Raw genomic sequence first — 25,976 nt, forward strand, 5'->3', positions numbered from 1 at the left:
CCCTAGGATGAGCCGCATGAGCGAGAACACCGCGGGCGACGGCCTGCTCGAGTCCATCCGCCAGGGCTACACCTTCGAGGACCCCACACTCACGCTGGGGGCCGCCGTCGTGGACGGCGAGGTGCACCCCGAGGTGCCCGTGCGCCTGCCGCTGCGCATGATGAACCGCCACGGCCTCGTGGCCGGCGCCACCGGCACGGGCAAGACGAAGACGCTGCAGATGATGGCCGAGCAGCTCTCGAAGGCCGGCGTCCCCGTGTTCCTCGCGGACGTGAAGGGCGACCTCTCCGGCCTGGCCACCGCCGGGACGGCCTCGGACAAGCTCTCCGAGCGCACCGCCGCCACCGGCATGCCGTGGGAGCCGCGCGCCTACCCGGTCGAGTTCCTCGCCCTGGGCGGCGACGGCGTCGGGGTGCCGGTGCGCGCCACCGTGGACGCCTTCGGCCCTCTGCTGCTCTCCCGCGTGATGGACCTCAACGAGACCCAGGAGTCCTGCCTGCAGCTCATGGTCCACTGGGCGAACGAGCGTGACCTGCCGCTGGACGACCTGACGGACCTCAAGGCCGTGGTCACCCACCTGACCAGCGACGAGGGCAAGGACGACCTCAAGGGCCTGGGCGGCGTCGCGAAGGCCACCGCCAACGTGATCCTGCGCGAGGTCACGGGCCTGGAGGCCGCGGGCATGGACCGCTTCTTCGGCGTGCCCGAGTTCGAGACCGCCGAGCTGCTGCGCGTGGCCCCGGACGGCCGCGGCGTGATCTCGGCCCTCGAGCTGCCCACCCTGGCCACCAAGCCGCAGCTGTTCTCCACCTTCATGATCTGGCTGCTGGCCGACCTCTTCGCCGAGCTCCCCGAGGCGGGCGACCTGGACAAGCCCAAGCTCGTGTTCTTCCTCGATGAGGCGCACCTGATCTTCAAGGGCGCCTCGGACGCGTTCCTGGACTCCATCACGACCACCGTGCGGCTCATCCGCTCGAAGGGCGTGGGCCTGTTCTTCGTCACCCAGACGCCGCAGGACGTGCCCGCCGAGGTGCTCGGCCAGCTGGCCAACCGCGTCCAGCACGCGCTGCGCGCCTTCACCCCGCAGGACGCCAAGGCGCTCAAGCAGACCGTCCAGACCTTCCCGACGACGGACTACGACCTCGCCGAGGTCCTCACCTCCGCGAAGGTCGGCGAGGCCGTGGTCACGGTGATGGATCCGGACGGGGCCCCGACGCCCGTGGCGCTGACTCGCATGTGGTCCCCCGAGTCGGCCATGGAGCCCGCCGCGGCCGAGGCCATGCAGGCGATCGTGGCGGCCTCCCCGCTCATGGCGGAGTACGGCACGGCCGTGGACCGGGAGTCCGCGGCGGAGAAGCTGGCGGCCGAGGCCGCGGAGGCTCCCGCCACCGGCGGCAGCGCCCGCGGGGAGGACGCCCGCCTGGCGGACGGGCGCGCCGACGGCGGCACGGTGGTCTCCGGGGTCGACCTCGGCGACCTCGAGAAGATGCGCCGCGAGGAGGAGAAGGCCGCCGAGCGCGCGCGGCGGGAGGCCGAGAAGCCCAGCGAGTTCGAGAGGGCCATGGGCAACTTCGTGAAGTCGGCCGGCACACAGCTGGGCCGCGAGGTGGTGCGCGGCGTGTTCGGCACGCGCAGCCGCCGCGGCGGCGGGCTGCTGGGCGGGCTGTTCGGCCGCTGACCCGCGCCGGGGACGACATCGGCCCGCCCCCTCCTTCAGGAGGGTGCGGGCCGACGTCGTCGGTGGAGGCGCCGCGGGGTCAGCGCACGCCGTGGTGCGTGAGGGACTTGGCCCAGCGCTCGATGGCGTCCCAGTCGCGGAAGTCGCCGTAGTGCTCGTTCTTGGAGACCTTCAGCTTCATGCGCTCGATCCAGCTGAGCCGCTCCTCCACGAGGGCCCCGCGGAAGTAGGCCACGTCCCGGGCACCGTAGGTCTCGAGCTGCGCGGCGACCTTGGGCAGCGGCTCCGGGGCGCCGCCGGAGGCCAGGATGACCAGCGGGCGCAGGGACAGCTCGGCGCGGCGAGAGTCCAGGAAGTGCTTGGCCTCCGCGTCGAGGGAGCCGGTGTACACGGGCGCGGCGACGATGACGGCGTCCGCGGTGTCCAGCCAGGCGCCGGCGCCGGCGGGATCCTCCACGACGGTCTCCACGGACTGGCTGGTCCGCAGCACCTCGGCGACGCGCTCGGCGATCTCGCGGGTGGAGCCGTGGTGGGACGAGGCGACGATGAGCGTGGTCATGGGACTGCGCACCCTTCGGGTCGGCGGTGGGACGTCGGGCTCAGTGTATCCCGCGCAGGTCCAGGTCCAGGCGGGACTCCGCACCCTCCGGGGCCTGCCCGGGGGCGTGCACGCTCACGGGGATCCCCCAGTCCTGCTGGTACAGGTGGCAGGCCGCGTGGTCCGGGATCGGCTGGCCCTTCTCGCCGTCGCACGCCGCGGCGCGCGCGGTGATGTGCAGGACGCCCTCGGGGACGTCCGGGTTCAGGCGCAGCGTGCGGCTCAGCCCCGTGGACGTGCCCGCGCCCTCGAGGAGCAGCTCCTCCGGCGAGGAGGAGACCTTGAGCTGCGTGGGGTCGCCCCAGCGGTCGTCGAGCTTCTGCCCGGAGGGCGCCGCGAAGCCGATCCCCAGCGTCACCTCGCCCGCCACCATCGGCGTGCGGGGCCGCTGCGTCTGGCGCGCGCCCTCGTCCACGCTCAGGTACTCCTCGGGCACGCCGATCCGCACGAGCCGGTGCGCGTTGGTCTCCACGACGACGATCGCGCTCGCGTTCCCCTCCGCGTCCTCCTCCACGAGCACGTCGGAGGGCTCCTGGAGACCCCGCGCCAGGGTGGAGACCACGGCCGGCGTCGGGCGGCCGGCGGCGTCCTCGCCGGCGGGCGCGTACCGGCGGATCGCCCCGTTGTACGTGTCCGCCACGAGCACGGAGCCGTCCGGCAGCGCGGTCACCCCGAGCGGGTGCTGGAGCCGGGCCTGGGCGGCCTCGCCGTCCACGAAGCCGAAGTCGAACAGGCCCGTCCCGACGGCGGTGCCCACCGTGCGCTCCCCGTCCGCCTCGCGCACCCAGCGGATCGCGGAGGTCTCGGAGTCGGCGGCCCACAGGGTGGCGTCCGGGCCGTAGGAGAGGCCGGAGGTCTGCGCGAACCACGCGGTGGCGGCGGCGCCGTCGGTGAGACCCTCGAGGCCGGTGCCCGCGAAGACCGCGAGGCGGCGCGCCTCGGGGTCGAAGGAGAAGAGCTGGTGCGTGCCGGCCATCGCCACGACCACGCGCCCGGCCGCGCCGTCCCACGCGAGGTCCCACGGCGAGGAGAGGGAGACGGTCAGCGGGTCCGCCTCGATCACGCCCAGGTCGACGGCGGGGCCGTCCGCGGGGTCCGCCCCGTCGGCGCCGGCCGCGGCCTTGGCCCGCTCGGAGTCGATCAGGCGCTGCACGCCGTTGCCGGCCAGGGTGGTGACCTCGCCCGTGGTGAGCGAGAGACCGCGCAGGCGGTGGTTCACGGTGTCGGCCACCAGCACGTCGCACCCGAGCCGGGCCGCCACGTCCTCGGGCAGCACGAGCAGGCCGTTGGGCTCGTTGAAGAGGGCGGTCTCCGGGCCGCCGTCGCGGTGCCCGCGCGTGCCCGGCGTCGGGAGGGCGAGCCCGGCCGCCTCCGCCGAGGCCTGCGCCGGGTCCCCGCCGCCCCACGCGCGCAGCACGGTGGTGAGGTCCTCGGCGACCTCGACGATCCGGTGGTGTCCCGTGTCCGCCACGAGGAACGCGCCCGGCTGCGAGCCGCGCCCGCCGAGCGAGACGGCCTTGCCGGGGAACTTCAGGTCCCGCGCCACCGGGGCCGGCGGCACGTACGGCCCGCTGCCCCGGTGCAGGGTGCCCTTGGCCTCGTGCTCCGCCACGAGCTCCTGCACGAGGGAGTGCAGGCCCGCCACGTGGCCCTCACCGGAGAGGGTGGCGGCGATGCACCCCTCGGGGTCCACCACCACGAGGGTGGGCCACGCGCGCGCCGAGTAGGCCTGCCACGTGGTCAGCTCGGGGTCGTCCAGCACGGGGTGGGCGATCGCGTAGCGCTCGACGGCGGCCGCGAGCGCCGCCGGGTCCGCCTCGTGCTCGAACTTGGGCGAGTGCACGCCCACGGTCACCACCACGTCCGAGAACTCCTCCTCCAGGGGGCGCAGCTCGTCCAGCACGTGGAGGCAGTTGATGCAGCAGAACGTCCAGAAGTCGAGGATCACGATCTTGCCGCGCAGGTCCGCGAGGGTGACGGTCTCCCCGCCGGTGTTGAGCCAGCCGCGGCCCACGAGCTCGGAGGCCCGCACGCGGGCGCTCGTGCGCGGCACGGAGAGGGTGGGCGAGGAGGCATTCTGCGACGTCATGGCGTCCATTGTGGTCCCCCGCCCCGCGGGTCACGACATGCCGCGTCGCAAAGCCGGGGCCGCGGGCCGCGGCGGCTCCGGCCACCGCGGCCGCCCGGCCGGCCGCACCTCGCTGCCCGAGAGCGCGGCGGTCAGCCCGCGCGCAGCGCCGCGGCCAGGATCTCCTCGGCCATCAGGGTGAACTGCCGCTCCCCGGCCTGGTCCTGCCCCGAGAAGGACACCATCACCACTTGGTCGCCGGCGACGGCGGTGAGCACCTGCGCGGTCAGCTGCGGGGACTCCTCCGAGGCCAGCGAGCGCTGCCACACGAGGCCGGACTGGGCAGGCGAGCCGTCCGAGAGCTCGGCGGGCCGGGTGAGGAGTCGGTAGTCCTCGGTGCCGCCGCCCTCGCGCACCGTCATGTCCATCTGCCGGCAGTCGGCCAGCAGGCTGTTCGCGGTCTGCAGATGCTGCTCCACCTGCTGGCGCCCCGGGCCGTCGAGCGTGGCCACCTCCACCGTTCCGGTGCCGGAGAAGGAGTCCGCGCCCACGTCCACGCGCGTCACCTCCTCCTGGTCGAGCAGGATCGGCGAGAAGTCGAGAGCCGCGAGGGGCGGCTTGCAGGAGGCGGGCTCCACCGTGGTGCGGCCGCCGTCGGCCTGCCGCTGGCGGCTGTCCTCGCGCGCCGCGGCGATCTCCTGCTCCGAGGCGGCCTGCTGCCGGATGAAGCCGAAGGTCGCGGCCCGCAGCGCGGCGGCCTCGGCCATGCGCTGGTCCGGCCGGTCCCCCAGGTCCAGCCCGGCGGCGGCGGAGCTGGCCTCGGCAGCGGGCACGGACGCGCCGGGGGACGGACCGGCGCCCGCGTCGCCCCCGTCGCCGGCGTCGTCGGCGCCGCAGCCCGCGAGGACGAGCGCGGACGCCGCCGCGATCCCGGCGAGTGCGCGGCGCCGCGGGGCCCGGGACGAGGGACGGTGGGGACGCGGGTCAGCGGCCATGCTGGGGCTCCTGGGGGTGGTCGGCGGGGCTCGCCGCGCCGGCGCTCTCGGCGGCGGGGGTCTCGGCGGCGGACGCGCGGACGGGCGGGGCTCCCACGGAGGGAGACCCGTCCGCCGGGGCCGGCGCGTGGTTCAGGTTCGCGTACATGGCGTTCCACGCGTTCAGCTCGGCGTCGCCGTCCCGGTCGGCCTTGCGGTCCAGGCGCACGGCGTTCTTCGTGTCGCTGCGGTACCAGAGCACCGCCACGGTCACGGCCATGGCCACGGTGGGGAACTCGCCGATGCCCCACATGATGCCGCCGCCGATGCGCTGGTCCTCGAGGGCGGGCGGACCCCAGTCCCGGCCGAGGTTGCCGAACCACGAGGCCTGGAGCAGGCCCGTGGAGGAGGTCATGGCCACGCCGATGAACGCGTGGAACACCATGGTGGCCAGCAGCAGCACGAGGCGCAGCGGGTACGCCGGGCGGTCGGGCAGCGGGTCCGAGCCCACCATGACCAGGGCGAAGATGAACCCGGTGAGAAGGAAGTGCACGTTCATGAACTCGTGCCCCACGTGCTCCTCGAGGGCGAACCGGAAGAAGTCCGTGTAGTAGAAGACGAGGATCGACCCGGCGAAGTTCACCCCCGCCACGATCGGGTTCGTGATGAACCGGCCCCACGGCGAGTGCACGATCCACAGGATCCACTCGCGCGGCCCGCGCGTGCCGTCCGTGCGCGAGGGCAGGGCGCGCAGCGCGAGCGTGATGGGGGCGCCCATCACGAGGAACAGGGGCACGATCATGGTCAGCGTCATGTGGCCCACCATGTGCGCGCTGAACAGCACCATGCCGTACACCGCGGGAGCGCCGGAGGTCGCCCACAGGAGCACGGCGAGGCCCGTGAGCCAGGAGAGGGTGCGCAGCACGGGCCAGCGGTCGCCGCGCTGGTGCAGCTGGAGGGTGGAGCGGACGTACCACACGGCCAGGAACGCGATGATGGCCACCCACAGCCAGTCGAAGCGCCACAGGGTGAACCAGCGCTCGGGCGTGAGCTCGGGGGGCATCTCGTACCCGGTGAGGATGCGGGCGGGGGTGGCGTCCGGGGCCAGCTCCTCCGGCTTGGGCGGCGCGGTGCGGGCGAGGACGGCGGAGACGCCCATGACGGCCGCCATGATCACCGCCTCCACCGCGATCAGCTGCCACAGCAGTCGGCGGGCCGCGGCCGGGCTCTCCGCCTCCCCGTCCGCGCCCAAGCGGGGGATGATGCTGCGCCGGTGCACGAGCCCGATGGCGCCGAGCACCACGGCGGCCACGGCCTTGGCGACGACGACGAGGCCGTACGGGCTGGCCAGCTGGGAGAGGTGCTCCATGCGCAGCGCGGCGTTCACGATGCCGGACAGCACCACGGTCACCAGGCCCAGCCCGGCGAGGAGGGAGTAGCGGGAGACCACGGTGTGCAGCAGGGGCGCGGGGCCCTGGCGGCGGGTGCTCGCGCCGTGGCCCTGCGCCCCGTTCGGCCCGGTCAGCGTGCTCGAGATCGCGGCGAGCGCGAGCAGGCCGCCCACCCACGTGACGACGCCGATCAGGTGCAGGCCGATCGAGTTCACGGCGCCGTAGTGGTCGTCGCCGCCGGCCGCGTGGCCGATCAGCGCGAGCGGGACGATCGCCAGCATCGCGAGGATGCCGGTCCAGAACAGCCCGGAGTGGGAGCGCACCGCGATCACGAGGGTGGTCACCACGGCGGCGATCACCGTGACCCAGAACCACGCGCGGCCCACGGAGATGGAGGCCGCGTAGGCCAGGAGCCCGTCCGTGAACCCCTGCCCCGCGGTCACCGGGATGCCGGCCAGGTCCGAGTAGGAGAGGATCTCGACGGCGAGCGCCGCCACCGTCCACGTCCCCGCCGCCCACGCGGCCACCTGCATCACCCGCGCGAAGGCCGGGTGCTCCGGCAGCGGCCCCGCGGCGGCGTCGGCACGGCGCTGGGCGCCCGAGCGGTGCCGCCGTTCCGCGCCGGCCGCGTGCGGGGGAAGGATCCCGGCCGCCAGGATGGTCGCACCGATGGTGAGGGCCATGGCGGTGTGGGAGACCGCCGTCGCGAGCGGCACGCCCCACCGCGTGATCGGGCCGGGGTCCGAGAGCGCGCGGGCCGCGGAGACGCCGGTCAACCACGCGGTCAGCACAAGCGCGAGCACGCCGGCGGCCGCGGCCACGGGCCACACCCACGCGGGCACGCCGACGCGGCCGACGGTCCTGGGATCCGTGGAGCGCGGTGCGGCCGACGCGGGCGCGTCGGCGGGGGAAGCGGGAGCGGAGGGCATGGGATCCATTCAATCAGCAGGGGCGGAGGATCAGGCGAACAGGACGTCGCCCACGAAGCCGCCCTCGGCGCAGCCGGGCGGGATCGCGAACACGGCGGAGCCGACCGGGCGCGTCCAGATGTTGAGCCGGTCGGACTCGGCGAGCCGCCGCTGCACCGGGACGAACTGCCGCTCCACGTCCGCCTGGTAGGCGGCGAAGAGGAGTCCGGCACCGGTCGGGCCGTCGTCGTAGTTGTAGCCGCGCCGGAGCATCCCGTACTCGGGGACGTCCATCCGGGCGCGGGCCAGGTGGGAGTCCTCCGGGATGACGGGGAACCCGGCCGGGCCGAGCGCCGCGAAGTCCGGCGCATCCCCCTCCGCCTCCCCGGTGAGCGGGGCGCCCGTGCCGAGGGTGCGGCCGATCGTCTTCTCCTTCGCCGGGCGGTCCAGCTCGTCCCACGTGTCCATGAGCATGTCGATCCGCCGCAGCACCAGGGACGTGCCGTCCGTGATCCACGGGCTGATGCCCACCTGCTCGGCCCCGACGCCCCAGACCACGCGGTCGAGGTGCGGCGTCTCGGCGGCGGGGTTCGCCGTCCCGTCCACCTGGCCGAAGAGGTTGCGCATCGTGGTGCCGGTGGGGTGCGCGCCGCGGGCGGAGCGGAACCCCTCCTGCGACCAGCGCAGCCCCGCGAACGGTCGCGCGACCTTGAGGAGCATCCGGCGGGCGTGCGCCACCGAGACGCGGTCGTCGCCGCAGATCTGCAGCAGCAGGTCGCCGCCGCTGAAGCGTGCCTCGAGCCGATCGATCTCGGGGAAGGCCGGCAGCGGCCCCAGCCACTCCGGGACGGCCGTCGGCTTCACCCGCCGCACCAGCTCCGGCCCGAAGCCGAACGTCACCGTCAGCCGTGCGGGCGCGGCGGCGAGCTCGGGCTCGGTGTCGGCCAGGGTCGCCCGCCCCTGTGTGAGGCGGGCGGCGTCATCGCTCAGGAGGCGCAGCAGTCGGCCGATCCGCTCACGGTCCGTCCCCGGCTCGAGGTCGAGCGCGAGGAACAGGGCATGCGTCTGGGCGGGGGTGTCGACGCCGGCCTGGCGCGGTCCGTGGAACGGCACGGTGTCCGTGCCCACAGGCGAGCTGACCGCGACGCGCGCGGCCTCGCCGCCCGGCTCGGCCCAGCCGGAGCCGGGCTCGGCGCCCTCGAGGCCGGTGTCGTCCATGACGTCGGAGGGCGAGGCGGACGGGGTCCCCGGAGCGGGGGCCGCCGACCCGGGGGCGCCGGCCGCGTGGCCGGCGCCGAACCCCAGGGCGGATCCGAGCATGCCCCCGCCGAGCGCTCCGGCGCCGAAGAGGAGCCCGCGTCGGGTGGGGTCAGTGGTCTCCATGGCCGGCCGATCCCGGCGCCGCGGCGGAGGAGGTGCCGTGCTCCATCCCCGAGTGGTCCAGGGAGGAGGGGGCCGCCGACCCCGCCTCACCGCCGTGGTAGGACTCGTTCGCCCCCGTGAACGGGCGGGCGAGAGACCGCACGTCGAGCGTGGAGCCGTCCTCGAGGGCCAGCGTGTAGGCGACCTCCTCGCCCGGCTCCACGGGGTCCGTGAGGCCCATGAGCATGACGTGACGGCCACCGGGCACGAGCTCCAGCGAGCCCCCGGCCGGCACGGTGAGGCCGTCCTCGGTCTCGCGCATGACCTTCTGGCCGTTCGGGCCGTCGGCCATCTCGTGCAGCTCCGTGCGGGGAGCGGACGGCGAGGTCACGGAGACGATGTGGAGCGGGGCGTCGGACGCGTTCTCGAGCGTGCCGAACGAGCCGGTCATGGCGCCGTCGACGGCCTTGGTCCACGGGTCCACGACGCGCAGGGACGCGGCCTGGGCGCCCTCGGAGGCGGTGGTGCCGGAGCCGGACGCGGCCGGCGACGACGACGCGGCACCGGGGGCGGAGGAGGCGGAGACCGTGGCCGCCGAGCCGGCCGCAGCGCTGGACGTCGGAGCGGGCTCGGCGCCGCCGGTGCACGCGCTCAGGGTGAGGGCCGAGGCGGCGAGGACGGCGGCGAGGCCGAGGCGGGAGGAGGGATGGGTGGTGTTCGAGGGCATGTCGGTGTCCTTCAGAAGGAAGGGCGCGAGGACGCGCCGGAGATGCGGGGACGACGTCGCGGCCGCGCGCCCCGGGTGTCCGGGGGCGGCTGGCGTCGGTGAGGCGGTGGGAGAGCGCTCAGCGGTCCGCGTCGAGGTGGCCGAGCGCCGTGGCCTTGCGGTGCAGCGCGAGCGCGCCGAGGCCCAGCACCAGCAGGCCGCCGATGCCGAGAGGCCACACCCAGCCGGGCAGCCCCTCGTCCTCGGCCGAGGCCGGTGCGTTCGCGGCCGCGGCGGACGACGCCGCCGGGTCGGACGCGGTGGAGCCGGCTGTGGTGGACTCGGACGGCGCCGAGGACTCCCCGGCGGCCGGAGACGTCGATGCGGGGGTGGAGGTGCCGGCGGCGGCCACGCCGCAGCCCTCGGGCGCGGTGCCCTCTGCCGGGGCGGCGGGGTCCTCCACGGTGAACGCGTAGGTCTGCTCCTCGGAGTGGCCGTCCGAGTAGACCACGCGGTAGGCGACGTCGTACGCGCCGTTCGGCAGGCCCTCGCACAGGGGCACGCTCAGGGTGGGCCCGTCGACGGTGCCGGGGCCGGCCTGCCACTGACTGCCGTGCGCGTCGCGCACCTGCGCCAGGTTCTTGATGCCCTGGCCGTCGATCAGGTCGCCGCTGAAGGTCAGCGAGACCTCGGACGGCGCGTCGGTTGCGGACGCCCCCTGCGCGGGGACGGCCTTGACCAGCTCGTCGTGCGCGGCGGCCGGCGTCGCCCCGGCCAGGGCCAGGGCGGGGAGCAGCGCGAGCCCGGCGGCGGCGCGCAGGGCGGGACGCGGGGCGATGCGGGAGTGGCGGGGGATGGAGACGGGGGTCGAGTCGGGGCTTGAGACGGGGGTGTGGGGGTGCATGGTGTCCTCCCCGGCCCTCGGGGGCGCGGACGTGCCGCGGCCGGGGCCGAGATGCAGAGCGGGTGGGGGCGCGTGCGGCCCGCGCCCACGGGGCGCCATCAGGCCGCGAGGGCGAAGGGCGGCCCGCGCAGACCCGGCGTGCTGAGGACGAGGAGGGACTCCACGGGGCCCGCGGCGCGCGGGGCCGGGCGGCCCGCGGGGCGGGCCGGGGCGGGGGCGGGGGCGCTGGCCCACAGGATCAGGGTGGTCTCCAGGACGCGCTCCGCGAGCGCCACGACGGCGCGCTCGCCCCAGCGCAGCACCGCCACGGTGAGGACGGCGGCGACGAGGTGCGCCGCGAGCATGGCCGCCCCGGCGTCCGTCGACGCCCCGGCCGACGCCGGTCCGGGCACCACCGCGAGCAGCGGCGCTCCCCCGGCCGTGGCGCGGCCGAGGTGGCCGGCGTGCTCGGCGGAGGCGGCGGCGGCGGCCACAGAGTGCCCGCCGTGGGAGAGGCCGTACAGCGCGTGGAAGAGGCCCTGCGCCCCGATCACGGCCGCCACGGTGCGCCACAGGCTCAGCGCGCGGCCGGCGAGGGCGGTGCACAGCGGGGCGGCGAGGACGGTGCTCGCGAGCAGCAGGCCCGGCCCCGGAGCGCCGTGGCCCGGGGAGGCGGCCGTGTGGAACAGGGCGGCGAGCAGGGTCATCGCGGAGGCGCCGGCCCAGCCTCGCAGCAGGCGGGCGGGGCCGCGGACGACACGCGGGGACGCGTGTTCCATGGCGGGCTCCTCCCCCCTACGTCGCGGGACCGGCGGTGCCCTCGATTCTACGCCTCGTGGACGCGGACGCAGTCCGGAGATTGCCCGCCGAGACGACGACGGGCGCCCCGCGCGTGCGGGGCGCCCGTCTGGGCCGTGCCGGCCGCCTCGTCACGAGGCGCTCAGGCACCGGGACCGATCACTCGGAGGCGGCGGCCTTGAGCTTGGAGCCGGCGGTGACCTTCACGGAGTGACCGGCCGGGATGGTGATCTCCTCGCCGGTGCGGGGGTTGCGGCCGGTGCGCTCCTTGCGCTCGGTGCGCTCGACGGCGAGCCAGCCGGGGATCGAGACCTTCTCGCCCTTCTTCACCTGAGCGGAGAGCACCTCGAAGAGCGCATCCACGGTGTCGCTGACGGCGGACTGGGTGGTGCCGGCGCGCTCAGCGACGGCGGCGACGAGATCCTTGCGGTTCATGGCCATGGGGTCCTCCCTGTGGGACGTTGATGTCGGACCCGGGCCGATCGACCCGGGCTGCCAGTTGCGAACGTACCACCTGCGTCCGGCCTCCGCCCCATCTGAGCGGCGTGATTCCGCGAATTCCGGGCCGGAACGGCCCCAGGTGCACGAACGCCGACGGCGGTGGGGCCATCGCAGGGATGGCGCCCACCGCCGTCGGCGGGGTGGCGACGGCCGTCGAGGGCCGGTCTCCGACGCACCGGGCCGAGGGGCCCGGCGCCTCAGGTCACCAGGAGGACTTGGTCACGCCGGGCAGCTCGCCACGGTGCGCCATGTCGCGGAAGCGCACGCGGGAGATGCCGAAGCGCTGGAAGGTGCCACGGGGGCGGCCGTCAATGACGTCGCGGTTGCGCACGCGCACCGGCGAGGCGTCGCGGGGCATCTTCTGCAGGCCGATGCGGGCGGCCTCGCGGGCCTCGTCCGAGGCGTCGGGGTCGACCAGGGTCTTGCGCATCTCGGCGCGCTTCTCGGCCCAGCGGGCGACGATGGCCTTGCGCTGCTCGTTCTTGGCGATCATGGACTTCTTGGCCATCTCAGCGCTCCTCTCGGAAGTCGACGTGCTTGCGGACCACCGGGTCGTACTTCTTCAGGGTGATGCGATCCGGGTTGTTGCGGCGGTTCTTGCGCGTCACGTAGGTGTAGCCCGTGCCGGCGGTGGACTTCAGCTTGATGATCGGACGAACGTCCTTGTCCTTGGCCATGTCAGAACTTCACTCCCTTCGCGATGAGATCCGCGATGACGGCGTCGATGCCGCGCACGTCGATGGTCTTGATGCCCTTGGCCGACAGCGTCAGCGTGACGTTGCGGCGCAGGGACGGGACCCAGTAGGTCTTCTTCTGGATGTTCGGGTCGAACCGACGCTTGTTGCGGCGATGCGAGTGGGAGATGCTGTGGCCGAATCCCGGCCCAGCCCCGGTTACCTGGCAGTGTGCTGCCATGATCACTCCTCGTGGCAAGTAGTAGTAAAAGGACGGGCGGAACCCGCAGTGCGCTGCGCCCCGGACTCGTCGTCCAGGGACAACCTGTGAGCCCCGCCCCGGGTGTGGACACCGCACTCTTACTGCGACTTCTCGAAAAGGTGGACCAGGCTGGGTGAGAGCCAACCGAAGTGCCTTATGGGATCGCTGGTGTGAACGGTGAGCCCCGGCTCGCCCCACGGGAGGGGACGTCACCGGGATCCGGTCTGCGGGAGCGCGTTGCTTTTCCGACCCAGCCCCCACGCCCGAGGGCAGGGAGAATGAGAACAACGCGGCGTGCGCCGTCCCATCTTACGGGGAGCACCCCATGCGGACCAAACTCGGTCCGAAGGCGCGCGGCGACGTGCCGGAGCACGGATCAGGAGCCGGCGCGCGGACCCGGCCCGGCGGACCTGCGCGCGTCGGCGTCGGCGGACGCCTCGGACGCGAGCGGGAGGATCCAGTGGTCCTCACGCAGGCCCGCGAGGACCTTCGAGGACACCCGCGCGGCGTCACGGACGTCCGTCTCGTCCAGGTGCTGCACCCATATCTCACCCACCAGGCGGGTGTAGACCGCCGAGCACCGCACGGCACGCTCGAGGCCCTCGGACGTGAGGCGCACCAGGGTGACGCGGGCGTCGGTGGCGGAGGGGCGTCTGGCCAGCCAGCCGCGCGCCTCGAGCCGGCGCACCACGTGTGACAGACGGGAGAGGGAGGAGCTCACGCGGGTGGCCGCCACACTCATGGCCACCTCGCCGGACTCGGGATCGCCGTCCTCGCCGAGGAGCACCATCAGGAGGTGGTACTCGAAGGGCGTGACGCCGCACTCCCGGTGCAGGGAGGCCTCGAGCCTGGACTGGGCGGCCAGCATCGCGGCCACCGTCACGCCCCACGCGAGTCGTTCGTCCCGGCTGGTCTCACTCGTCTGGAGCGGATCTTCCAGAAGGCGGGCCAGGCCGGCCCGCTCCTCCTCCGAGGCGGGATGGGGGGCCGGGGACGACGATGCCATGCAGAAGACTCTCCCATGTCGGACCTCCGTGGCAGCCCCCACGCGCGGCGGCGGAACGTCACGTCCACGCCGGGACACTCCTCCGGCACCGCCGGATGACTGGCCAGATTGTTGAACAACATGTACCGTCACCTTCGCGCCACGTGACAGGAATCACCCCTGCCGGGACCCCCGCGCGCTCCCCACTCCTCCGGAAGGCCCCCCATGGCACATCCCGCTCCCGCCCCGCAGGGGACGACGCAGAGCACGCCCGCCCAGGGCTCCACCGCCCTCTCCTCCCCCCAGCGCCGCACGGCCCTGCTCGGCGCCATGTTCCTCATGGCCACGAGTGCGATCGGCCCCGGGTTCATCACCCAGACCTCCACGTTCACGGTGCAGCTCGGCGCCGCGTTCGCCCTGGCGATCCTGGTCTCGATCCTCATCGACATCGCCGTTCAGATGAACGTGTGGCGCGTCATCGGCGTCGCCGGCCTGCGTGCGCAGGAGCTGGCCAACCGCGTGCTCCCCGGCCTCGGCTGGCTGCTCTCCGCCCTCGTGTTCATCGGCGGCATGGTCTTCAACATCGGCAACATCGCCGGCACCGGCCTCGGCCTCAACGCCATGCTCGGCGCGGACGCCCTGATCGGCGGCGCCGTCTCCGCCCTGATCGCCATCGCGATCTTCCTCTCGAAGCGCGCCGGCGCCGCACTGGACCGCATCGTCGTCATCCTGGGCGCCCTCATGATCGCCCTGATGCTCTACGTGGCGATCGTCTCGAACCCGCCGGTGGGCGAGGCGCTGACCCAGTCCGTGAACGTCGGCAACCTGGACCAGAGCATGTTCCTCGCGCTGGCCACCCTCGTCGGCGGCACCGTGGGCGGCTACATCACGTACGCCGGCGCGCACCGCATGATCGACTCGGGCGTCTCCGGCGTGGACAGCGTCAAGTCCATCACCAACAGCTCCGTGCTCTCGATCATCATCACCGGCCTGATGCGCGTGCTGCTCTTCCTCGCCGTCCTCGGCGTGGTGGCCTCCGGCGCGGACCTGGGCACCACGAACCAGGCCGCCCACGCCTTCCAGGCCGCCGCCGGCGAGGTCGGCCTGCGCATGTTCGGCGTGATCTTCTGGGCCGCCGCCCTCACCTCGGTGATCGGTGCCTCCTACACCTCGGTCTCCTTCATCACGAAGTCCACCACCTCGGACCGGACCCGCAACCTGCTGACGGTGGGGTTCATCGTGGTGTGCGCGGTGCTGTACCTGGTGCTGCGCCAGGCGCCCACCACGCTGCTGGTGTTCGCCGGCGCGTTCAACGCCCTGATCCTGCCGGTGGGCTTCGCCGTGCTGCTCATCGTCGCCGCCTTCCGCCGCGACCTCATGGGCGGATACCGCTACCCGGTGTGGCTCATCGCGGTGGGCGTGCTCGCGTGGCTGCTCTCGGTGTTCATCGCCGTGCGCGCCTTCCAGCCCATGCTCCAGCTCTTCGCGGGCTGACCGCTCGCACCCCGCGCGGACGACGAGACGCCCTCCCGGTCCACAGCGGACCGGGAGGGCGTCTCGTCGTCCGTGGGCCGTCAGCCGCTGGCGGGGAGCTGCGGGCCCGGCCGTCCGCCGCGGGAGCCGAGGTGCTCGAGCACCGTGTGCTCGGCCTCGTCGAGGTAGGGGCCCAGGATCTCGGCCGCGGACTCGAGCTCCCCGTCCGCGATGAGCTCGGCCAGCCGGCGGTTGCGCGCGGCGAAGCGCGGGTGGAGGTCGGTCAGGACGTCCATCGGCTGGAACGCGAGGCGCAGGCGGGCGAGGACGCCGTCCATGACGGCCTCGAGGTCGCGGGAGTCCAGCAGCCGGACGATCGCCGCGTGGAGCCGGTGGTTCACGTCGCCGAGCAGGCGGGGCTCCCGGTCCGCGTCGGCGGCCAGGCGGGCGATCTCGGCCAGCTCCTCCACGGCGATGCGATCCGGGCTGCCCCAGCGGAGCGCGCTCAGCTCGATCACGCGACGGGTGCGGAAGATCTCGGAGACGTCGGCCTCCGTGGGGTGAGCCACGAACACGCCGCGGTGCGGGATGCGCACCAGCAGGTGCTCTGCGGCGAGCGCCGCGAAGGCCTCTCGGAGGCTGTTGCGGCTCACGCCCAGCTCCGCGGCGAGCGCCACCTCCCCCAGCCGCGTGCCCGGGGCCAGCTGCGCGGCGGCGATGCGCTCGCGCACGCGCCGGGCGGCCCCGACGGCGGCGGGCTCCAGGGAGGGCGGGCTCCCGGCGCCATCGGGACGCCGGGGACCGCTGCTGCCGAGCCTCATCCGCCCACGACGCCCAGCCGCTGGCCTCGGGTGAGGGCGGTGCCGGGCTCGAGCGACTCGCGGCGGAAGACGCCGGCGGACGGAGCCTTCACGGTGGTCTCCATCTTCATGGCCTCCATCACGGCCACGACGTCGCCCGCGGCGACCTGCGCGCCGTCGTCGGCCTTCCACGCCACGAGCGAGCCGGTGATGGGGGCCGTGACGGCACCGGCGTCCTCCGCCGCGGGGGCGGCGGCGAGCGCCGTGCGGCCCCGGGAGCCGCCCCCGCCCAGGAGCGCGGCGTGGACGGCGGACGGCAGCCCCAGGCGGACGGCCCGGCCGTCGATGTCCACGGTCATCTGGGTGCGCGTGTTCTCCGGCGCGGCGGCGCCGAGGTACGGCGAGGACTCGAGCTCGGCGGCGAAGGCCGACTCGATCCACGTGGTGTACACGCCCATCCGGTCCGCGCGGGTGAAGTCCTCGTCGTCCAGGACGGCGCGGTGGAACGGCAGCACGGAGGGCAGGCCCTCGATGCGCAGCTCGGCGAGGGCGTCCTTCGCGCGGGCGATGGCCTGGGGGCGGTCCGCACCCCACACGATGAGCTTGGCCATGAGCGAGTCGTAGTGGCCGGGCACCACGGAGCCGGAGCGCACGCCCGAGTCCACGCGGATGCCGGGGCCGGTCGGGGACTCGAACACCTCCACCGGGCCGGGCGAGGGCAGGAAGCCCATGGCCGGGTCCTCGGCGTTGAGCCGGAACTCGAGGGCGTGGCCTCGCGGCCTCGGGTCCTCGGTGAGGGAGAGCCGCTCCCCCGCCGCGATGCGGAACTGCTCGCCCACGAGGTCCACGCCGGTGGTCTCCTCGGTGACGGGGTGCTCCACCTGCAGGCGGGTGTTCACCTCGAGGAAGCTGATGAGCCCGTCCGGGGCGACGAGGTACTCCACGGTGCCGGCGCCGGTGTAGCCGGCCTCGGCGCAGATGCGGCGGGCGGACTCGTGGATGCGGGTGCGCTGCTCATCCGTGAGGAACGGGGCGGGGGCCTCCTCCACGAGCTTCTGGTTGCGGCGCTGCAGGGAGCAGTCACGCGTGCCCACCACCACGACGGTGCCGTGCGTGTCCGCCAGGACCTGGGCCTCCACGTGGCGCGGCCGGTCCAGGAAGCGCTCCACGAAGCACTCGCCGCGGCCGAAGGCCGTCACGGCCTCACGGGTGGCGGAGGCGAAGGCGTCCTCCACGTCGTCGAGCTCGCGGACCACCTTGATGCCGCGGCCGCCGCCGCCGAAGGCCGCCTTGATGGCGATCGGCAGGCCGTGCTCCTCCGCGAAGGCGCGCGCCTCGGCGGGGGACTCCACAGGGCCGTCGGAGCCGGGCACGAGCGGGGCGCCGGCACGCTGGGCGATCGCGCGGGCGGTGATCTTGTCGCCCAGGTCGCGGATCGCCTGCGGGGTGGGGCCGATCCAGGTCATGCCGGCGTCCATGACCTTCTGGGCGAAGTCCGCGTTCTCGGAGAGGAAGCCGTAGCCCGGGTGCACGCCGTCGGCGCCCGCGCGGCGGGCGACGTCGATGAGCGCATCCATGTCCAGGTACGTCTCGGCGGAGGAGGTGCCGGGCAGGTGGAAGGCCTCGTCGGCGACGGCCACGTGCAGGGCGTCCGCGTCCGGGTCCGAGTACACGGCGACGGAGGCCAGGCCGTGGTCACGGCAGGCGCGCGCGACGCGCACGGCGATCTCGCCTCGGTTGGCGATCAGGATCTTGGTGAGCTGCGGCATGGCTCAGGCCTCCTCGGCGGGGTCGGTGACAGCGGGGTCGACGGGCGCGGGGTCCGTCACGGAGATGGGGGTGAGGCGCACGCGGGCGCCCGGGGGGAGCTGGGCTGCGGCGCCGAGGTCCTCGGGGGCGACGACGGCGATCACCGGATAGCCGCCCGTCACCGGGTGGTCGGCCAGGAACAGGACGGGCTGCCCCGAGGGCGGCACCTGCAGCGAGCCCGTGAACACGCCCTCGCTCGCGAGCTCGCCCTCGCGGGAGCGCACGAGCGGGGCGCCGTCCTCGGGGGCGGCCAGGCGCACGCCGATCCGGTTGGACTCGGCGGTGACGAGCCACTCCTGCGTGGTGAGGCGATCGATCGAGGCGGCGTCGAACCAGTCGTCGCGGGGGCCCAGCACGATGCGCAGCTCCGTGACGGAGCCGGCGGTCGGGGTGACGCGCACGGGCGGCTCGGGATCGCCCACGAGGGCGTGGCCCGGGTCCAGACGGCGGTCGACGCGGGTGCCCGCGGCCAGCGGCTTCGGGCCGATCCCGGACATCACGTCCGTGGCGCGACTGCCGAGCACGAGCGGCACGTCGATCCCGCCGCGCAGGCCCACATAGGTGCGCAGGCCCGCGGCCGGCTCCTCGAGGGTGAGGGTCTCGCCGTCCAGGAGGGCGAACGGGACGCCCACGGGGGCGGGGCGCGTCGCGGGGCCGAGGTTGGCGGGCACGGCCGTGATGGCGCCGCGCGCCTCCGCGCCGGTCAGCGCGAGCACCTGCGTCCCGCGGGCCGTGAGGGTGAGCCCGCCCAGGAGCGTCTCGATGACGGCCTCGCCGGAGGTGTTGCCGACGATCCGGTTGGCCTGGCGTGCCGCCGTGCGGTCGGCGGCGCCGGACGGCGTGACGCCGAGATCGCCCCAGCCGTGGCGGGCGAGGTCCTGGATGAGCGACTGCATGCCGGGCTCCACCACTGTCAGGCCGGGGCGGTCGGCGGCGGGCGCCGCGTCGTCGGCCCGGGCCGGAGCGGGGGCGGGGGCCGCGGTGAGCGTGGCGAGCTCGCGGACGGCGCGGTAGCGCACACGGTCGCCGGGGCGGATCAGGGCCGGCTCGGCGCGCTCGAGGTCCCAGAGGACGGCGTCGGTGCGGCCGAGGAGCTGCCAGCCGCCGGGCGAGACGCGCGGGTACACGGCGGAGAACTCCCCGGCCACGGCCACGGAGCCGGCCGGCACCGCGGTCCGCGGGCTCGTGCGGCGGGGGACCTCGAACGGGGCGGGGTCCGCGGCGCAGTAGGTGAAGCCGGGGGCGAAGCCGCCGAAGGCGCCGAACCAGTCGGCGCTCGTGTGCGCCGCGATCACGGCGTCCACGCTCATCCCGGTGAGCTCGGCGACGTCGGCGAGGTCCTCGCCGTCGTAGAGGACGTCGACGGTGACGGTGCGTGCCTCATCGGCCACATGGTCGTCCGGGACGATGCCGATGACCTCCCGGGAGGCGTCCAGGGCCTCGCCGCGCGTGCGGAAGACGAGGAGGACGGTCTCGGCCGCGGCGATCGCCTCGCGCTGGCCCTGGAAGGGGTGAGCGGTGACGTGCGCATGCAGGCGCATCACGTCGCCCAGGTTCGCGCACTCGAGCAGCAGCGCGGTGGGTCCTGCCCAGCGCAGGGTCGGCGCGCGGAACGCGGGGCGGCTCACGCGAAGGGCCGGATCTCGACGCCCGCGGACTCCAGGCCCGCCCGGACGGCGGCGGCCATCGCGACGGCGCCGGGGGTGTCCCCGTGGAGGCAGATGCTCTCCGCCTCGACGCGGACATCCGTGCCGTCCACGGCGCGGAGGACGCCGTCGGTGGCCAGGCGCACCATGCGCTCGGCCACCTCGGCCTCGTCGTGGAGGACTGCACCGGGCTCGCGGCGCGAGACGAGCGTGCCGTCGGGGGTGTAGCCGCGGTCCGCGAACGCCTCGGCGACGCCGCGCAGTCCGGCCTTCTCGGCCTTGTCCAGGGCGGTCGAGCCCGGCAGGAGCAGCAGCGGGAGGTCGCCGCCGAAGGCCTTGACGGCGTCGACGACGGCCTGGGCGTGCGCCTGGTGGTGGACGATCGTGTTGTAGAGGGCGCCGTGCGGCTTCACGTAGCGGATGGTGCCGCCGGCGGAGCGGGCCAGGGCCTCGAGGGCGCCCAGCTGGTAGAGCACGTCGTCGGCGAGCTCGGTGGGCGAGCAGTCCAGGAAGCGGCGGCCGAAGCCGGCGAGGTCGCGGTAGCCCACGTGGGCGCCGATCGTGATGCCGCCCGCGACGGCGTCGCGGCACGTCTGCGCGATGCCCGAGGGGTCGCCGGCGTGGAAGCCGCAGGCCACGTTCGCGGAGGAGACGCTCTGGAAGATGGCGGCGTCGTCGCCCATGGTCCAGTTGCCGAACGACTCGCCGACGTCGCTGTTCAGGTCGATGTGCATGGAAGGGTCCTCTCGCGCGGTGTCGCCTGGATCACTCCATGATGGACCAGCGGGGCGGGTTGTTCAACAATCCCTCGGGGCGGGCGACGCCGTGGAGTGGAGACGCGCGCGGAGGTCGGTGCTCCCGACGCAGGGCCTCGTCCGTCTCCGGGTCCTTGGCCTGCGGGGCGCCGGACTCGTCCTCCCCCTCACCCATGGACCCGGTGTACGAGCGGCCGCGGAGGCCGGGGAAGCCCCGGCCGGCCTCAGCAGAGTCCGGCTCTCACCCCAGCTCCGGTCCTGCCGCGAGCCGGATCGGCCCGCGCGCGGCGCGCGGGTCCTCCACCCTCTTGCCCTTCTGCCGCACCTCCGCGACGCCGTCCGCGTGCAGCTCGGCGGCCACCTCGCGCGCGGCGTCCATCAGGTCACGCCAGTCCTCGCCTCCGGCCACGCGCGCTGCGTCGGAGGGACAGATGGTCGTGCCCTGGCCACGGGCGCGCAGCAGGGTGCGCATCGCCGCGGCCAGCCTCGTCCGCGTCCCCTCCGGCGTGGGCTCCCACCACGGCTCGCCCCGCTCCCCCAGCGCCACCTTCGCGTCCTGCACGCGGGGGCGCGCCCTCGTCGGGTCCGTCGTCACGAGCCGACGCGCGGCCATGAGCCCCTTCACGAGCTCGGCCCCGAGGGCCTCGGGGATGTGCGGGTCCTGCGCTCGCCACGTCCGCCCGTCCACGACGATGTGGTGCCCGTCGGGGGTCCGTTCCGGCCCTGTTCGTCCGGGCACCGTGCGCGTCGGCCCGGTCATGCCGCCACCACCCCGGTCACACCACGTTCGTGCCGAGCCACGCGCCCACGGCGAACGTGAGCGCGAGGGCGAGCGCGCCGCCGAGGACCACGCGCAGCATCGCGGGGATCGGCCGGGCGCCGCCGAGCCACGCGCCCACGGCGCCGGTCACGGCGAGCGCGAGCAGCGTCGTCGCGAAGGTGAGCGGCGCGCGGATGTCCACGGGCGCCAGGATGATGGTGAGGAACGGGAGCAGCGCACCCAGCAGGAACGCGATGAAGGAGGCGCCCGCCGCGGCCCACGGGCTGACGACGTCGTCCTCGCGCATCCCGAGCTCCATGCGCAGGTGCGCGGTGAGGGCGTCCTTCTCCGTGAGCTCGCGGGCCACGGACTCCGCGGTCGGCCGGCTCAGCCCCTCGGCCTCGTAGAGCTCCACGAGCTCCTCGAACTCCCCCTCCGGGTCCGCCGCGAGCTCGCGGCGCTCCTTCTGGATCAGCGCCTTCTGCGAGTCCGAGGAGGAGGAGACGGACACGTACTCCCCGAGCGCCATGGACACCGCCCCGCCGACGACGGCGGCCGCGCCCGCGAGCATGACGGGAGCCACCGCGGTGGTCGCCCCGGCCACGCCGACGACGGTCGCGGCGACGGAGACGATGCCGTCGTTCGCGCCGAGGACGCCCGCGCGCAGCCAGTTCAGTCGCTGCTGCAGGCCGTTCTGCGCGTGGGGCTCGGCGGCGTCGTGGGTGGCGGAGACGGAGGGGAGGTCGGTGCTCATGCGAGCATCCTCGTCCCGGATCGGGGCGCCCGCCACGCAGGGAAGGCGATCCTGACCCCGCCCCTCAGCGCAGCGGCGTGTGCTCCGGGTCCACGGCCTCGCCCTCGCGGACGGGCCCTGGCGCGGTGCCGTCGCCGAAGGGGCGGCCGCCCAGCTCCTCACGGCGGTGCGCGCTCATCCAGCCGTTCAGGTCCGGGCCCTTCGGCACGATCCCGGTGGGGTTCACGTCCCGGTGCACCTCGTAGTAGTGGTGCTTGATCTGGTCGAAGTCGATCGTGTCGCCGAAGCCGGGCGTCTGGAAGAGGTCACGCGCGTAGGCCCACAGCGCGGGCATCTCGGCGAGCTTCTGCCGGTTCGCCTTGAAGTGGCCGTGGTAGACGGGGTCGAAGCGGGCGAGCGTGGTGAACAGGCGCACGTCCGCCTCGGTGATGGTCGCGCCCATGAGGAAGCGGCGCGTGGTGAGGCGCTCCTCGAGCCAGTCCATCGCGGTCCAGAGCCGGTCGTAGGCCTCGCCGTAGGACTCCTGCTCCCCCGCGAAGCCGCAGCGGTACACCCCGTTGTTGACCTCGGTGAACACGCGCTCGATGACCTCGAACATCTCGTCGCGCTCGGGCCCGGCGTCGGGGATCAGCTGCGGGGCGCCGTCGCGGTGGAACGCGGTCCACTCGGTGCTGAAGTCCAGGGTGATCTGCGGGTAGTCGTTGGTCACCACGCCGCCGGTGGGCACGTCCACGAGGGCGGGCACCGTGATGCCGCGCGGGTAGTCCGGGAAGCGCTCGACGTAGTTCTCCTGGAGCCAGTGCGTGCCGAGCACGGGGTCCGTGCCGCCCTCGTCGAGGTCGAACGTCCACGAGCGCTCGTCGTGGACGGGTCCCGGCAGGCCGAGCGAGATCGCGTCCTCGAGCCCCAGCAGGCGCCGGACGATGATGGCGCGGTTGGCCCACGGGCAGGCCCGCGCCGCCACGAGGCGGTAGCGGCCGGCCTCCACGGGCCAGGCTTCCGCACCCTCGGCGAGGCCGCCGCCCACGCGCCCCACCCGCGCGGGCCCCTCCGTGGGCAGCGCCCGGACGGCGCCCGGGTCGGCGACGATGCGGTCGCCGATGTAGTTCGTGTCGCGGTCGTAGCCGCCCTCCTCGATGTAGCCCTTCGGCGAGGCCGCGGCGTCCGATCCCTGTCCGGTCGAGTCCTTGTCCATACACTCGACCCTATGACCGAGGCCGTCGAAACTCCCGGGCTGACGCCCGCCCCCTCCGTGCGCTGCGTGACCGCGCACAACCCCTCTCCCATGACCCTCGCGGGCACCAACACGTACGTCGTGGGCGCGCCGGAGGCGAGCGCCGTCGTCGTGGTGGACCCGGGGCCGGAGGAGGGCGCGCACGAGCATCTCGACGCGGTCCTGGGGGCGGCCGGGGGACGGCCGATCGGCCTGATCCTGGTGACGCACCGCCACACGGACCACACGGGCGGCACGGACGTGTTCCACGAGGCCACCGGCGCGCCCGTGCGCGCCGCGCTCCCGGAGCACTGCCGGGGCGGGGGCGAGCCGCTCCTCGACGGCGAGCGTCTCGCCGACGACGGCGGCGCCCTCGCCGGGGTGGAGATCCTCGCGTGGCACACGCCGGGGCACACCTCGGACTCGTGCTGCTTCGTGCTCCCGGGTGCGGGCGAGGCGGGTGCCGTGCTCACGGGCGACACGATCCTGGGCGCGGGCACCACGATGCTCGACCACCCGGACGGCACCCTGGCCGACTACCTGGACAGCCTGCGCCGCCTCGAGGCCGCGGGCCCCCTGACGGTCCTGCCGGCGCACGGCCCCGTCCCCGCCCCGCTGGACGTCGTGGCGAGGGACTACCGCCACCATCGGGAGGGCCGCCTCGCGCAGATCGAGGCCGCGCTCGAGGAGCTGAAGGAGGACGTGCTCGCCCGGATCACCCCCGAGGAGCTGACCCCGATGATCTACCCGGGCGTCGGGGGCACGGTCGGCCGCGTCGCCGAGCAGACCGTGGCCGCGCACCTGGAGTACCTGCGCCACCACGCCGTGGGGCGCTGAACCGCCCTGTCCCCCACCCCGCGAACCAAGGAGAGCCCCATGACCATCCTCATCGGCTACAAGCCCAGCGACTCGGGCGACGCCGCCCTCGACAAGGCCCTCGACATCGCCCGCTCCACCCGTGAGCGCGTCGTCGTGGTCAACGCGGGCCCGGGCGGAGAGCACCGCACCGACTCCCTCGTCACGGAGGCGCAGCAGCGGGGCGTGCAGGCCCGCCTCGACGCCTCGGGCGTGGACGCCGAGTTCCGCCAGTACGCGCGCGGCCGCTCCACGGTGCAGGAGATGAAGGACGTGGCGGCCGAGCTGGACGCCTCCCTCGTGGTGATCGGCCTGCGCCGCCGCGGCGGGTTCGGCCGCTTCGTGATGGGCTCGGTCTCCGACGAGCTCCTCCAGCAGCTCGACCAGCCCGTGCTGTGCGTGAAGGCCTCGGCGGGCACCACGCCCGACGCCCCGAGCCACGTGGCCGAGACGGACCCGGACTTCCAGCGCAGCCTGCCCCGCTCCGAGCCCCTGCGCGAGCAGCACCCGTTCGCGCCGGACGCGCACGGGGAGGGCGCGGGTCAGGCCTTCTCGGAGGAGCCGCCGGCCTCGTCGGGGTCCAGCGTCCGCTGATCCGGGCGGGCGGCGTGGGCTCCGGCCTGGCCCCCGCCGTCCGCCTCGCGCTGCGCGTCGCGCTGGGCCCGGCGTTCGGCGAACGCGTCCTCGCCGGGCCCGGCCATCTCCGCATTGCGCTGCACCGCGGTGATCGATCCCGTGTACAGCGCCGAGTGCTCGTCCACGCGGGTGAGCGGCGCGGTGGTGGGCCGCACGGCGGGGATCCGCATCGTCTGGGCGGCCGGCTCCCGGCCGCGTCCCGGCGACGCGGGCGCCGGAGCGCTCCCGTGGGCTGCGCCGGGGGCGGCGTCCTGGGGGGCGGCGGGCTCGTGCGCGGCGAGCTGCGGGGCCGACTGCCCCTCCGCGTGCCGCTGCGTGAGGATGCCCTCCGGGTGCTCCTGACGCAGGAAGGCCACGAGGTCCTCGCGGACGAGGCAGCGCAGGTCCCACAGCTCGCCGGAGTTCTTGGCGGAGACCACCGCGCGGATCCGCACCATGCCGCCCACGGCGTCCGTGACCTGCATGGCGTTCTCCTTGCCGTCCCAGAGCTCGGTGGACTCGAGCAGGGCGGCGAGCCGCGCCCGCAGGTCCTCCATCGGCACGCGCCAGTCCACGTCCAGCTCGACGACGCCGGCCACCGCCGAGCCCACGCGCGTCCAGTTCTCGAAGGGCTCGGTGGTGAAGCGGGAGGACGGGTAGACCATCCGCCGACCGTCCCAGATCTTCACGACCACGTTGGAGAGCGTGATCTCCTCGACCGTGCCGAACACGCCCTCCATGGTCACCACGTCCCCCACACGGATGGAGTCGGTGAAGGCCAGCTGCACGCCCGCGAACACGTTGGTCAGCGTGGACTGCACGGCGAGGCCGGCGATCACGGAGATCAGGCCGGCGGAGGCCAGGAGGCCGGCGCCGAGCGAGCGGACCTCCGGGATGGAGATGAGCACCGCGGCGATCGCGATCACCACGATCACGACACTGAGGATGCGCCGGATCAGCATGGTCTGCGTGCGGATGCGCCGCTCGCGGCGGTCGTTGACCCCGACCTCGCGGTAGCGCCAGAGGATGCGCTTCTCCACGAGGTCCACGATCCGCCACGCCGCCCACGCCAGCGCGGCCACGAGCACCACCATGAGCACGAACGCGGCGCCGCGGTACCAGGTCTCCGCGCGCGCCGTGACGCCGAGCGCCAGGCGGGCGGCGAGGGAGGCGCCGGCGAGGGAGAGCGGCAGGCTCAGCGGGGCCATCTGGCGGCGCAGCTCGGCGCGGCGGAGCATGAGCAGCCGCACCGCCTGGAACGCGAGCCACACCCCCACCCAGCCGAGCACGAACGCGATGGCCGCCGTGAACAGGGCGCCGCCGGTCACCCCGAGGGCCTCGGCCGCGGCGTCCGAGGTGCCCTGGACGCCGTCCTGCACCTCGTCGGGGACCTCGGCGGCGGCAGCCAGGCGCACGAGGCCGGGGAACAGGGCGGAGGAGGCGAGGCTGAGCATGGCGCCAGTCTGGCATCCGCGGCCGAACGCCGCCCGGATCGGAGCACAATGGAG

The 25,976-nt window shown here is 74.6% G+C and carries 26 protein-coding genes; 4 read left to right on the forward strand and 22 right to left on the reverse strand.

Annotation, left to right across the window (positions count from 1 at the left end; genetic code table 11):
* Positions 1-16: 16 nt before the first annotated feature.
* Complete coding sequence (locus LG274_RS06130; RefSeq protein ID WP_298712465.1) at positions 17-1,678, forward strand: helicase HerA-like domain-containing protein; 1,662 nt, start codon at positions 17-19, stop codon at positions 1,676-1,678.
* 79 nt (positions 1,679-1,757) lie between these two features.
* Here LG274_RS06130 and LG274_RS06135 read toward each other — a convergent pair whose 3' ends face one another.
* The 13 genes from LG274_RS06135 to LG274_RS06195 form a co-directional block, all read right to left on the reverse strand.
* Positions 1,758-2,237 (reverse strand): flavodoxin domain-containing protein, encoded by a 480-nt coding sequence (locus LG274_RS06135; protein WP_298712460.1) that lies wholly within the window; start codon positions 2,235-2,237, stop codon positions 1,758-1,760.
* A gap of 40 nt (positions 2,238-2,277) precedes the next feature.
* Complete coding sequence (locus tag LG274_RS06140) at positions 2,278-4,365, reverse strand: NHL domain-containing thioredoxin family protein (protein ID WP_298712457.1); 2,088 nt, start codon at positions 4,363-4,365, stop codon at positions 2,278-2,280.
* Between the two features lie 131 nt (positions 4,366-4,496).
* On the reverse strand, positions 4,497-5,339 hold the full coding sequence (locus LG274_RS06145; protein WP_404463414.1) for a hypothetical protein: 843 nt from the start codon (positions 5,337-5,339) through the stop codon (positions 4,497-4,499).
* Positions 5,329-7,638 (reverse strand): cytochrome c oxidase assembly protein, encoded by a 2,310-nt coding sequence (locus LG274_RS06150; protein WP_404463416.1) that lies wholly within the window; start codon positions 7,636-7,638, stop codon positions 5,329-5,331. The genes LG274_RS06145 and LG274_RS06150 overlap by 11 nt, the downstream gene beginning before the upstream one ends.
* Positions 7,639-7,668: 30 nt before the next feature.
* Positions 7,669-9,000: a Dyp-type peroxidase gene (locus LG274_RS06155; protein WP_404463418.1), complete on the reverse strand. Its 1,332-nt coding sequence runs from the start codon at positions 8,998-9,000 to the stop codon at positions 7,669-7,671.
* A complete protein-coding gene (locus LG274_RS06160; RefSeq protein WP_298985072.1) occupies positions 8,987-9,706 on the reverse strand; it encodes a copper chaperone PCu(A)C in 720 nt (239 codons plus the stop codon). The genes LG274_RS06155 and LG274_RS06160 overlap by 14 nt, the downstream gene beginning before the upstream one ends.
* Positions 9,707-9,824: 118 nt before the next feature.
* A complete protein-coding gene (locus LG274_RS06165) occupies positions 9,825-10,589 on the reverse strand; it encodes a copper resistance CopC family protein (protein ID WP_298985074.1) in 765 nt (254 codons plus the stop codon).
* Positions 10,590-10,687: 98 nt separating this feature from the next.
* Complete coding sequence (locus tag LG274_RS06170; protein ID WP_404463420.1) at positions 10,688-11,347, reverse strand: hypothetical protein; 660 nt, start codon at positions 11,345-11,347, stop codon at positions 10,688-10,690.
* A gap of 178 nt (positions 11,348-11,525) precedes the next feature.
* Complete coding sequence (locus tag LG274_RS06175) at positions 11,526-11,807, reverse strand: HU family DNA-binding protein (protein WP_248116273.1); 282 nt, start codon at positions 11,805-11,807, stop codon at positions 11,526-11,528.
* A 262-nt stretch (positions 11,808-12,069) separates the two neighbouring features.
* Positions 12,070-12,375, reverse strand: coding sequence for a 30S ribosomal protein S14 (gene rpsN, locus LG274_RS06180; protein WP_248116271.1), 306 nt, complete (start codon positions 12,373-12,375; stop codon positions 12,070-12,072).
* A 1-nt stretch (position 12,376) separates the two neighbouring features.
* Positions 12,377-12,544: a 50S ribosomal protein L33 gene (rpmG, locus tag LG274_RS06185; RefSeq protein ID WP_017488899.1), complete on the reverse strand. Its 168-nt coding sequence runs from the start codon at positions 12,542-12,544 to the stop codon at positions 12,377-12,379.
* A gap of 1 nt (position 12,545) precedes the next feature.
* A complete protein-coding gene (rpmB, locus tag LG274_RS06190) occupies positions 12,546-12,782 on the reverse strand; it encodes a 50S ribosomal protein L28 (RefSeq protein ID WP_248116269.1) in 237 nt (78 codons plus the stop codon).
* A 397-nt stretch (positions 12,783-13,179) separates the two neighbouring features.
* Positions 13,180-13,809 (reverse strand): MarR family winged helix-turn-helix transcriptional regulator, encoded by a 630-nt coding sequence (locus LG274_RS06195; protein WP_404463424.1) that lies wholly within the window; start codon positions 13,807-13,809, stop codon positions 13,180-13,182.
* Between the two features lie 204 nt (positions 13,810-14,013).
* Here LG274_RS06195 and LG274_RS06200 point away from each other — a divergent pair, with 204 nt between their 5' ends.
* Positions 14,014-15,282, forward strand: a complete 1,269-nt coding sequence (locus LG274_RS06200; RefSeq protein WP_298712435.1) for an NRAMP family divalent metal transporter — start codon at positions 14,014-14,016, stop codon at positions 15,280-15,282.
* Between the two features lie 80 nt (positions 15,283-15,362).
* On the opposite strand, the gene LG274_RS06205 is transcribed toward LG274_RS06200, so the two are convergent.
* The 8 genes from LG274_RS06205 to LG274_RS06240 form a co-directional block, all read right to left on the reverse strand.
* A complete protein-coding gene (locus LG274_RS06205; protein ID WP_298712432.1) occupies positions 15,363-15,992 on the reverse strand; it encodes a GntR family transcriptional regulator in 630 nt (209 codons plus the stop codon).
* An 86-nt stretch (positions 15,993-16,078) separates the two neighbouring features.
* The gene (locus LG274_RS06210) at positions 16,079-17,830 is read right to left on the reverse strand and encodes an acetyl/propionyl/methylcrotonyl-CoA carboxylase subunit alpha (RefSeq protein ID WP_404463426.1); all 1,752 of its coding nucleotides are present in this window, start codon (positions 17,828-17,830) and stop codon (positions 16,079-16,081) included.
* Positions 17,831-17,833: 3 nt separating this feature from the next.
* Positions 17,834-19,498 (reverse strand): 5-oxoprolinase/urea amidolyase family protein, encoded by a 1,665-nt coding sequence (locus LG274_RS06215; RefSeq protein WP_404463428.1) that lies wholly within the window; start codon positions 19,496-19,498, stop codon positions 17,834-17,836.
* On the reverse strand, positions 19,495-20,250 hold the full coding sequence (locus LG274_RS06220; RefSeq protein ID WP_298712425.1) for a LamB/YcsF family protein: 756 nt from the start codon (positions 20,248-20,250) through the stop codon (positions 19,495-19,497). The genes LG274_RS06215 and LG274_RS06220 overlap by 4 nt, the downstream gene beginning before the upstream one ends.
* Before the next feature lie 31 nt (positions 20,251-20,281).
* On the reverse strand, positions 20,282-20,446 hold the full coding sequence (locus LG274_RS06225; RefSeq protein WP_298712422.1) for a hypothetical protein: 165 nt from the start codon (positions 20,444-20,446) through the stop codon (positions 20,282-20,284).
* A 66-nt stretch (positions 20,447-20,512) separates the two neighbouring features.
* Positions 20,513-21,031 carry a DUF3253 domain-containing protein gene (locus tag LG274_RS06230; protein WP_298712419.1) on the reverse strand — a complete coding sequence of 173 codons (519 nt, stop codon included), beginning with the start codon at positions 21,029-21,031 and terminating at the stop codon, positions 20,513-20,515.
* 16 nt (positions 21,032-21,047) lie between these two features.
* Positions 21,048-21,785 carry a VIT family protein gene (locus LG274_RS06235; RefSeq protein ID WP_298712416.1) on the reverse strand — a complete coding sequence of 246 codons (738 nt, stop codon included), beginning with the start codon at positions 21,783-21,785 and terminating at the stop codon, positions 21,048-21,050.
* Positions 21,786-21,849: 64 nt separating this feature from the next.
* Positions 21,850-22,980 (reverse strand): glutathione S-transferase family protein, encoded by a 1,131-nt coding sequence (locus tag LG274_RS06240; protein WP_298712414.1) that lies wholly within the window; start codon positions 22,978-22,980, stop codon positions 21,850-21,852.
* Between the two features lie 12 nt (positions 22,981-22,992).
* Between LG274_RS06240 and LG274_RS06245 the strand changes: the two genes are divergently transcribed.
* Positions 22,993-23,835 carry an MBL fold metallo-hydrolase gene (locus LG274_RS06245; RefSeq protein ID WP_404463431.1) on the forward strand — a complete coding sequence of 281 codons (843 nt, stop codon included), beginning with the start codon at positions 22,993-22,995 and terminating at the stop codon, positions 23,833-23,835.
* 39 nt (positions 23,836-23,874) lie between these two features.
* Positions 23,875-24,447, forward strand: coding sequence for a universal stress protein (locus LG274_RS06250; protein WP_248116245.1), 573 nt, complete (start codon positions 23,875-23,877; stop codon positions 24,445-24,447).
* Here the strand turns inward: LG274_RS06250 and LG274_RS06255 are convergent.
* Positions 24,396-25,922 (reverse strand): mechanosensitive ion channel domain-containing protein, encoded by a 1,527-nt coding sequence (locus tag LG274_RS06255; protein WP_404463434.1) that lies wholly within the window; start codon positions 25,920-25,922, stop codon positions 24,396-24,398. The genes LG274_RS06250 and LG274_RS06255 overlap by 52 nt on opposite strands.
* Positions 25,923-25,976: the final 54 nt, after the last annotated feature.

The organism is Micrococcus antarcticus (genome assembly GCF_044872765.1).
GTDB lineage: Bacteria > Actinomycetota > Actinomycetes > Actinomycetales > Micrococcaceae > Micrococcus.

Coding starts and splice junctions, on each gene's coding strand:
- LG274_RS06210 (WP_404463426.1), bottom strand. CDS start 17,830: ATGCCGCAGCTCACCAAGATCCTGATCGCCAACCGAGGCGAGATCGCC.
- LG274_RS06195 (WP_404463424.1), bottom strand. CDS start 13,809: ATGGCATCGTCGTCCCCGGCCCCCCATCCCGCCTCGGAGGAGGAGCGG.
- LG274_RS06170 (WP_404463420.1), bottom strand. CDS start 11,347: ATGGAACACGCGTCCCCGCGTGTCGTCCGCGGCCCCGCCCGCCTGCTG.
- LG274_RS06150 (WP_404463416.1), bottom strand. CDS start 7,638: ATGCCCTCCGCTCCCGCTTCCCCCGCCGACGCGCCCGCGTCGGCCGCA.
- LG274_RS06230 (WP_298712419.1), bottom strand. CDS start 21,031: ATGACCGGGCCGACGCGCACGGTGCCCGGACGAACAGGGCCGGAACGG.
- rpmB (WP_248116269.1), bottom strand. CDS start 12,782: ATGGCAGCACACTGCCAGGTAACCGGGGCTGGGCCGGGATTCGGCCAC.
- LG274_RS06250 (WP_248116245.1), top strand. CDS start 23,875: ATGACCATCCTCATCGGCTACAAGCCCAGCGACTCGGGCGACGCCGCC.
- LG274_RS06155 (WP_404463418.1), bottom strand. CDS start 9,000: ATGGAGACCACTGACCCCACCCGACGCGGGCTCCTCTTCGGCGCCGGA.
- LG274_RS06255 (WP_404463434.1), bottom strand. CDS start 25,922: ATGCTCAGCCTCGCCTCCTCCGCCCTGTTCCCCGGCCTCGTGCGCCTG.
- LG274_RS06130 (WP_298712465.1), top strand. CDS start 17: ATGAGCGAGAACACCGCGGGCGACGGCCTGCTCGAGTCCATCCGCCAG.
- LG274_RS06225 (WP_298712422.1), bottom strand. CDS start 20,446: ATGGGTGAGGGGGAGGACGAGTCCGGCGCCCCGCAGGCCAAGGACCCG.
- LG274_RS06175 (WP_248116273.1), bottom strand. CDS start 11,807: ATGGCCATGAACCGCAAGGATCTCGTCGCCGCCGTCGCTGAGCGCGCC.
- LG274_RS06245 (WP_404463431.1), top strand. CDS start 22,993: ATGACCGAGGCCGTCGAAACTCCCGGGCTGACGCCCGCCCCCTCCGTG.
- LG274_RS06220 (WP_298712425.1), bottom strand. CDS start 20,250: ATGCACATCGACCTGAACAGCGACGTCGGCGAGTCGTTCGGCAACTGG.
- rpmG (WP_017488899.1), bottom strand. CDS start 12,544: ATGGCCAAGGACAAGGACGTTCGTCCGATCATCAAGCTGAAGTCCACC.
- rpsN (WP_248116271.1), bottom strand. CDS start 12,375: ATGGCCAAGAAGTCCATGATCGCCAAGAACGAGCAGCGCAAGGCCATC.
- LG274_RS06240 (WP_298712414.1), bottom strand. CDS start 22,980: ATGGACAAGGACTCGACCGGACAGGGATCGGACGCCGCGGCCTCGCCG.
- LG274_RS06165 (WP_298985074.1), bottom strand. CDS start 10,589: ATGCACCCCCACACCCCCGTCTCAAGCCCCGACTCGACCCCCGTCTCC.
- LG274_RS06145 (WP_404463414.1), bottom strand. CDS start 5,339: ATGGCCGCTGACCCGCGTCCCCACCGTCCCTCGTCCCGGGCCCCGCGG.
- LG274_RS06140 (WP_298712457.1), bottom strand. CDS start 4,365: ATGACGTCGCAGAATGCCTCCTCGCCCACCCTCTCCGTGCCGCGCACG.
- LG274_RS06235 (WP_298712416.1), bottom strand. CDS start 21,785: ATGAGCACCGACCTCCCCTCCGTCTCCGCCACCCACGACGCCGCCGAG.
- LG274_RS06160 (WP_298985072.1), bottom strand. CDS start 9,706: ATGCCCTCGAACACCACCCATCCCTCCTCCCGCCTCGGCCTCGCCGCC.
- LG274_RS06135 (WP_298712460.1), bottom strand. CDS start 2,237: ATGACCACGCTCATCGTCGCCTCGTCCCACCACGGCTCCACCCGCGAG.
- LG274_RS06200 (WP_298712435.1), top strand. CDS start 14,014: ATGGCACATCCCGCTCCCGCCCCGCAGGGGACGACGCAGAGCACGCCC.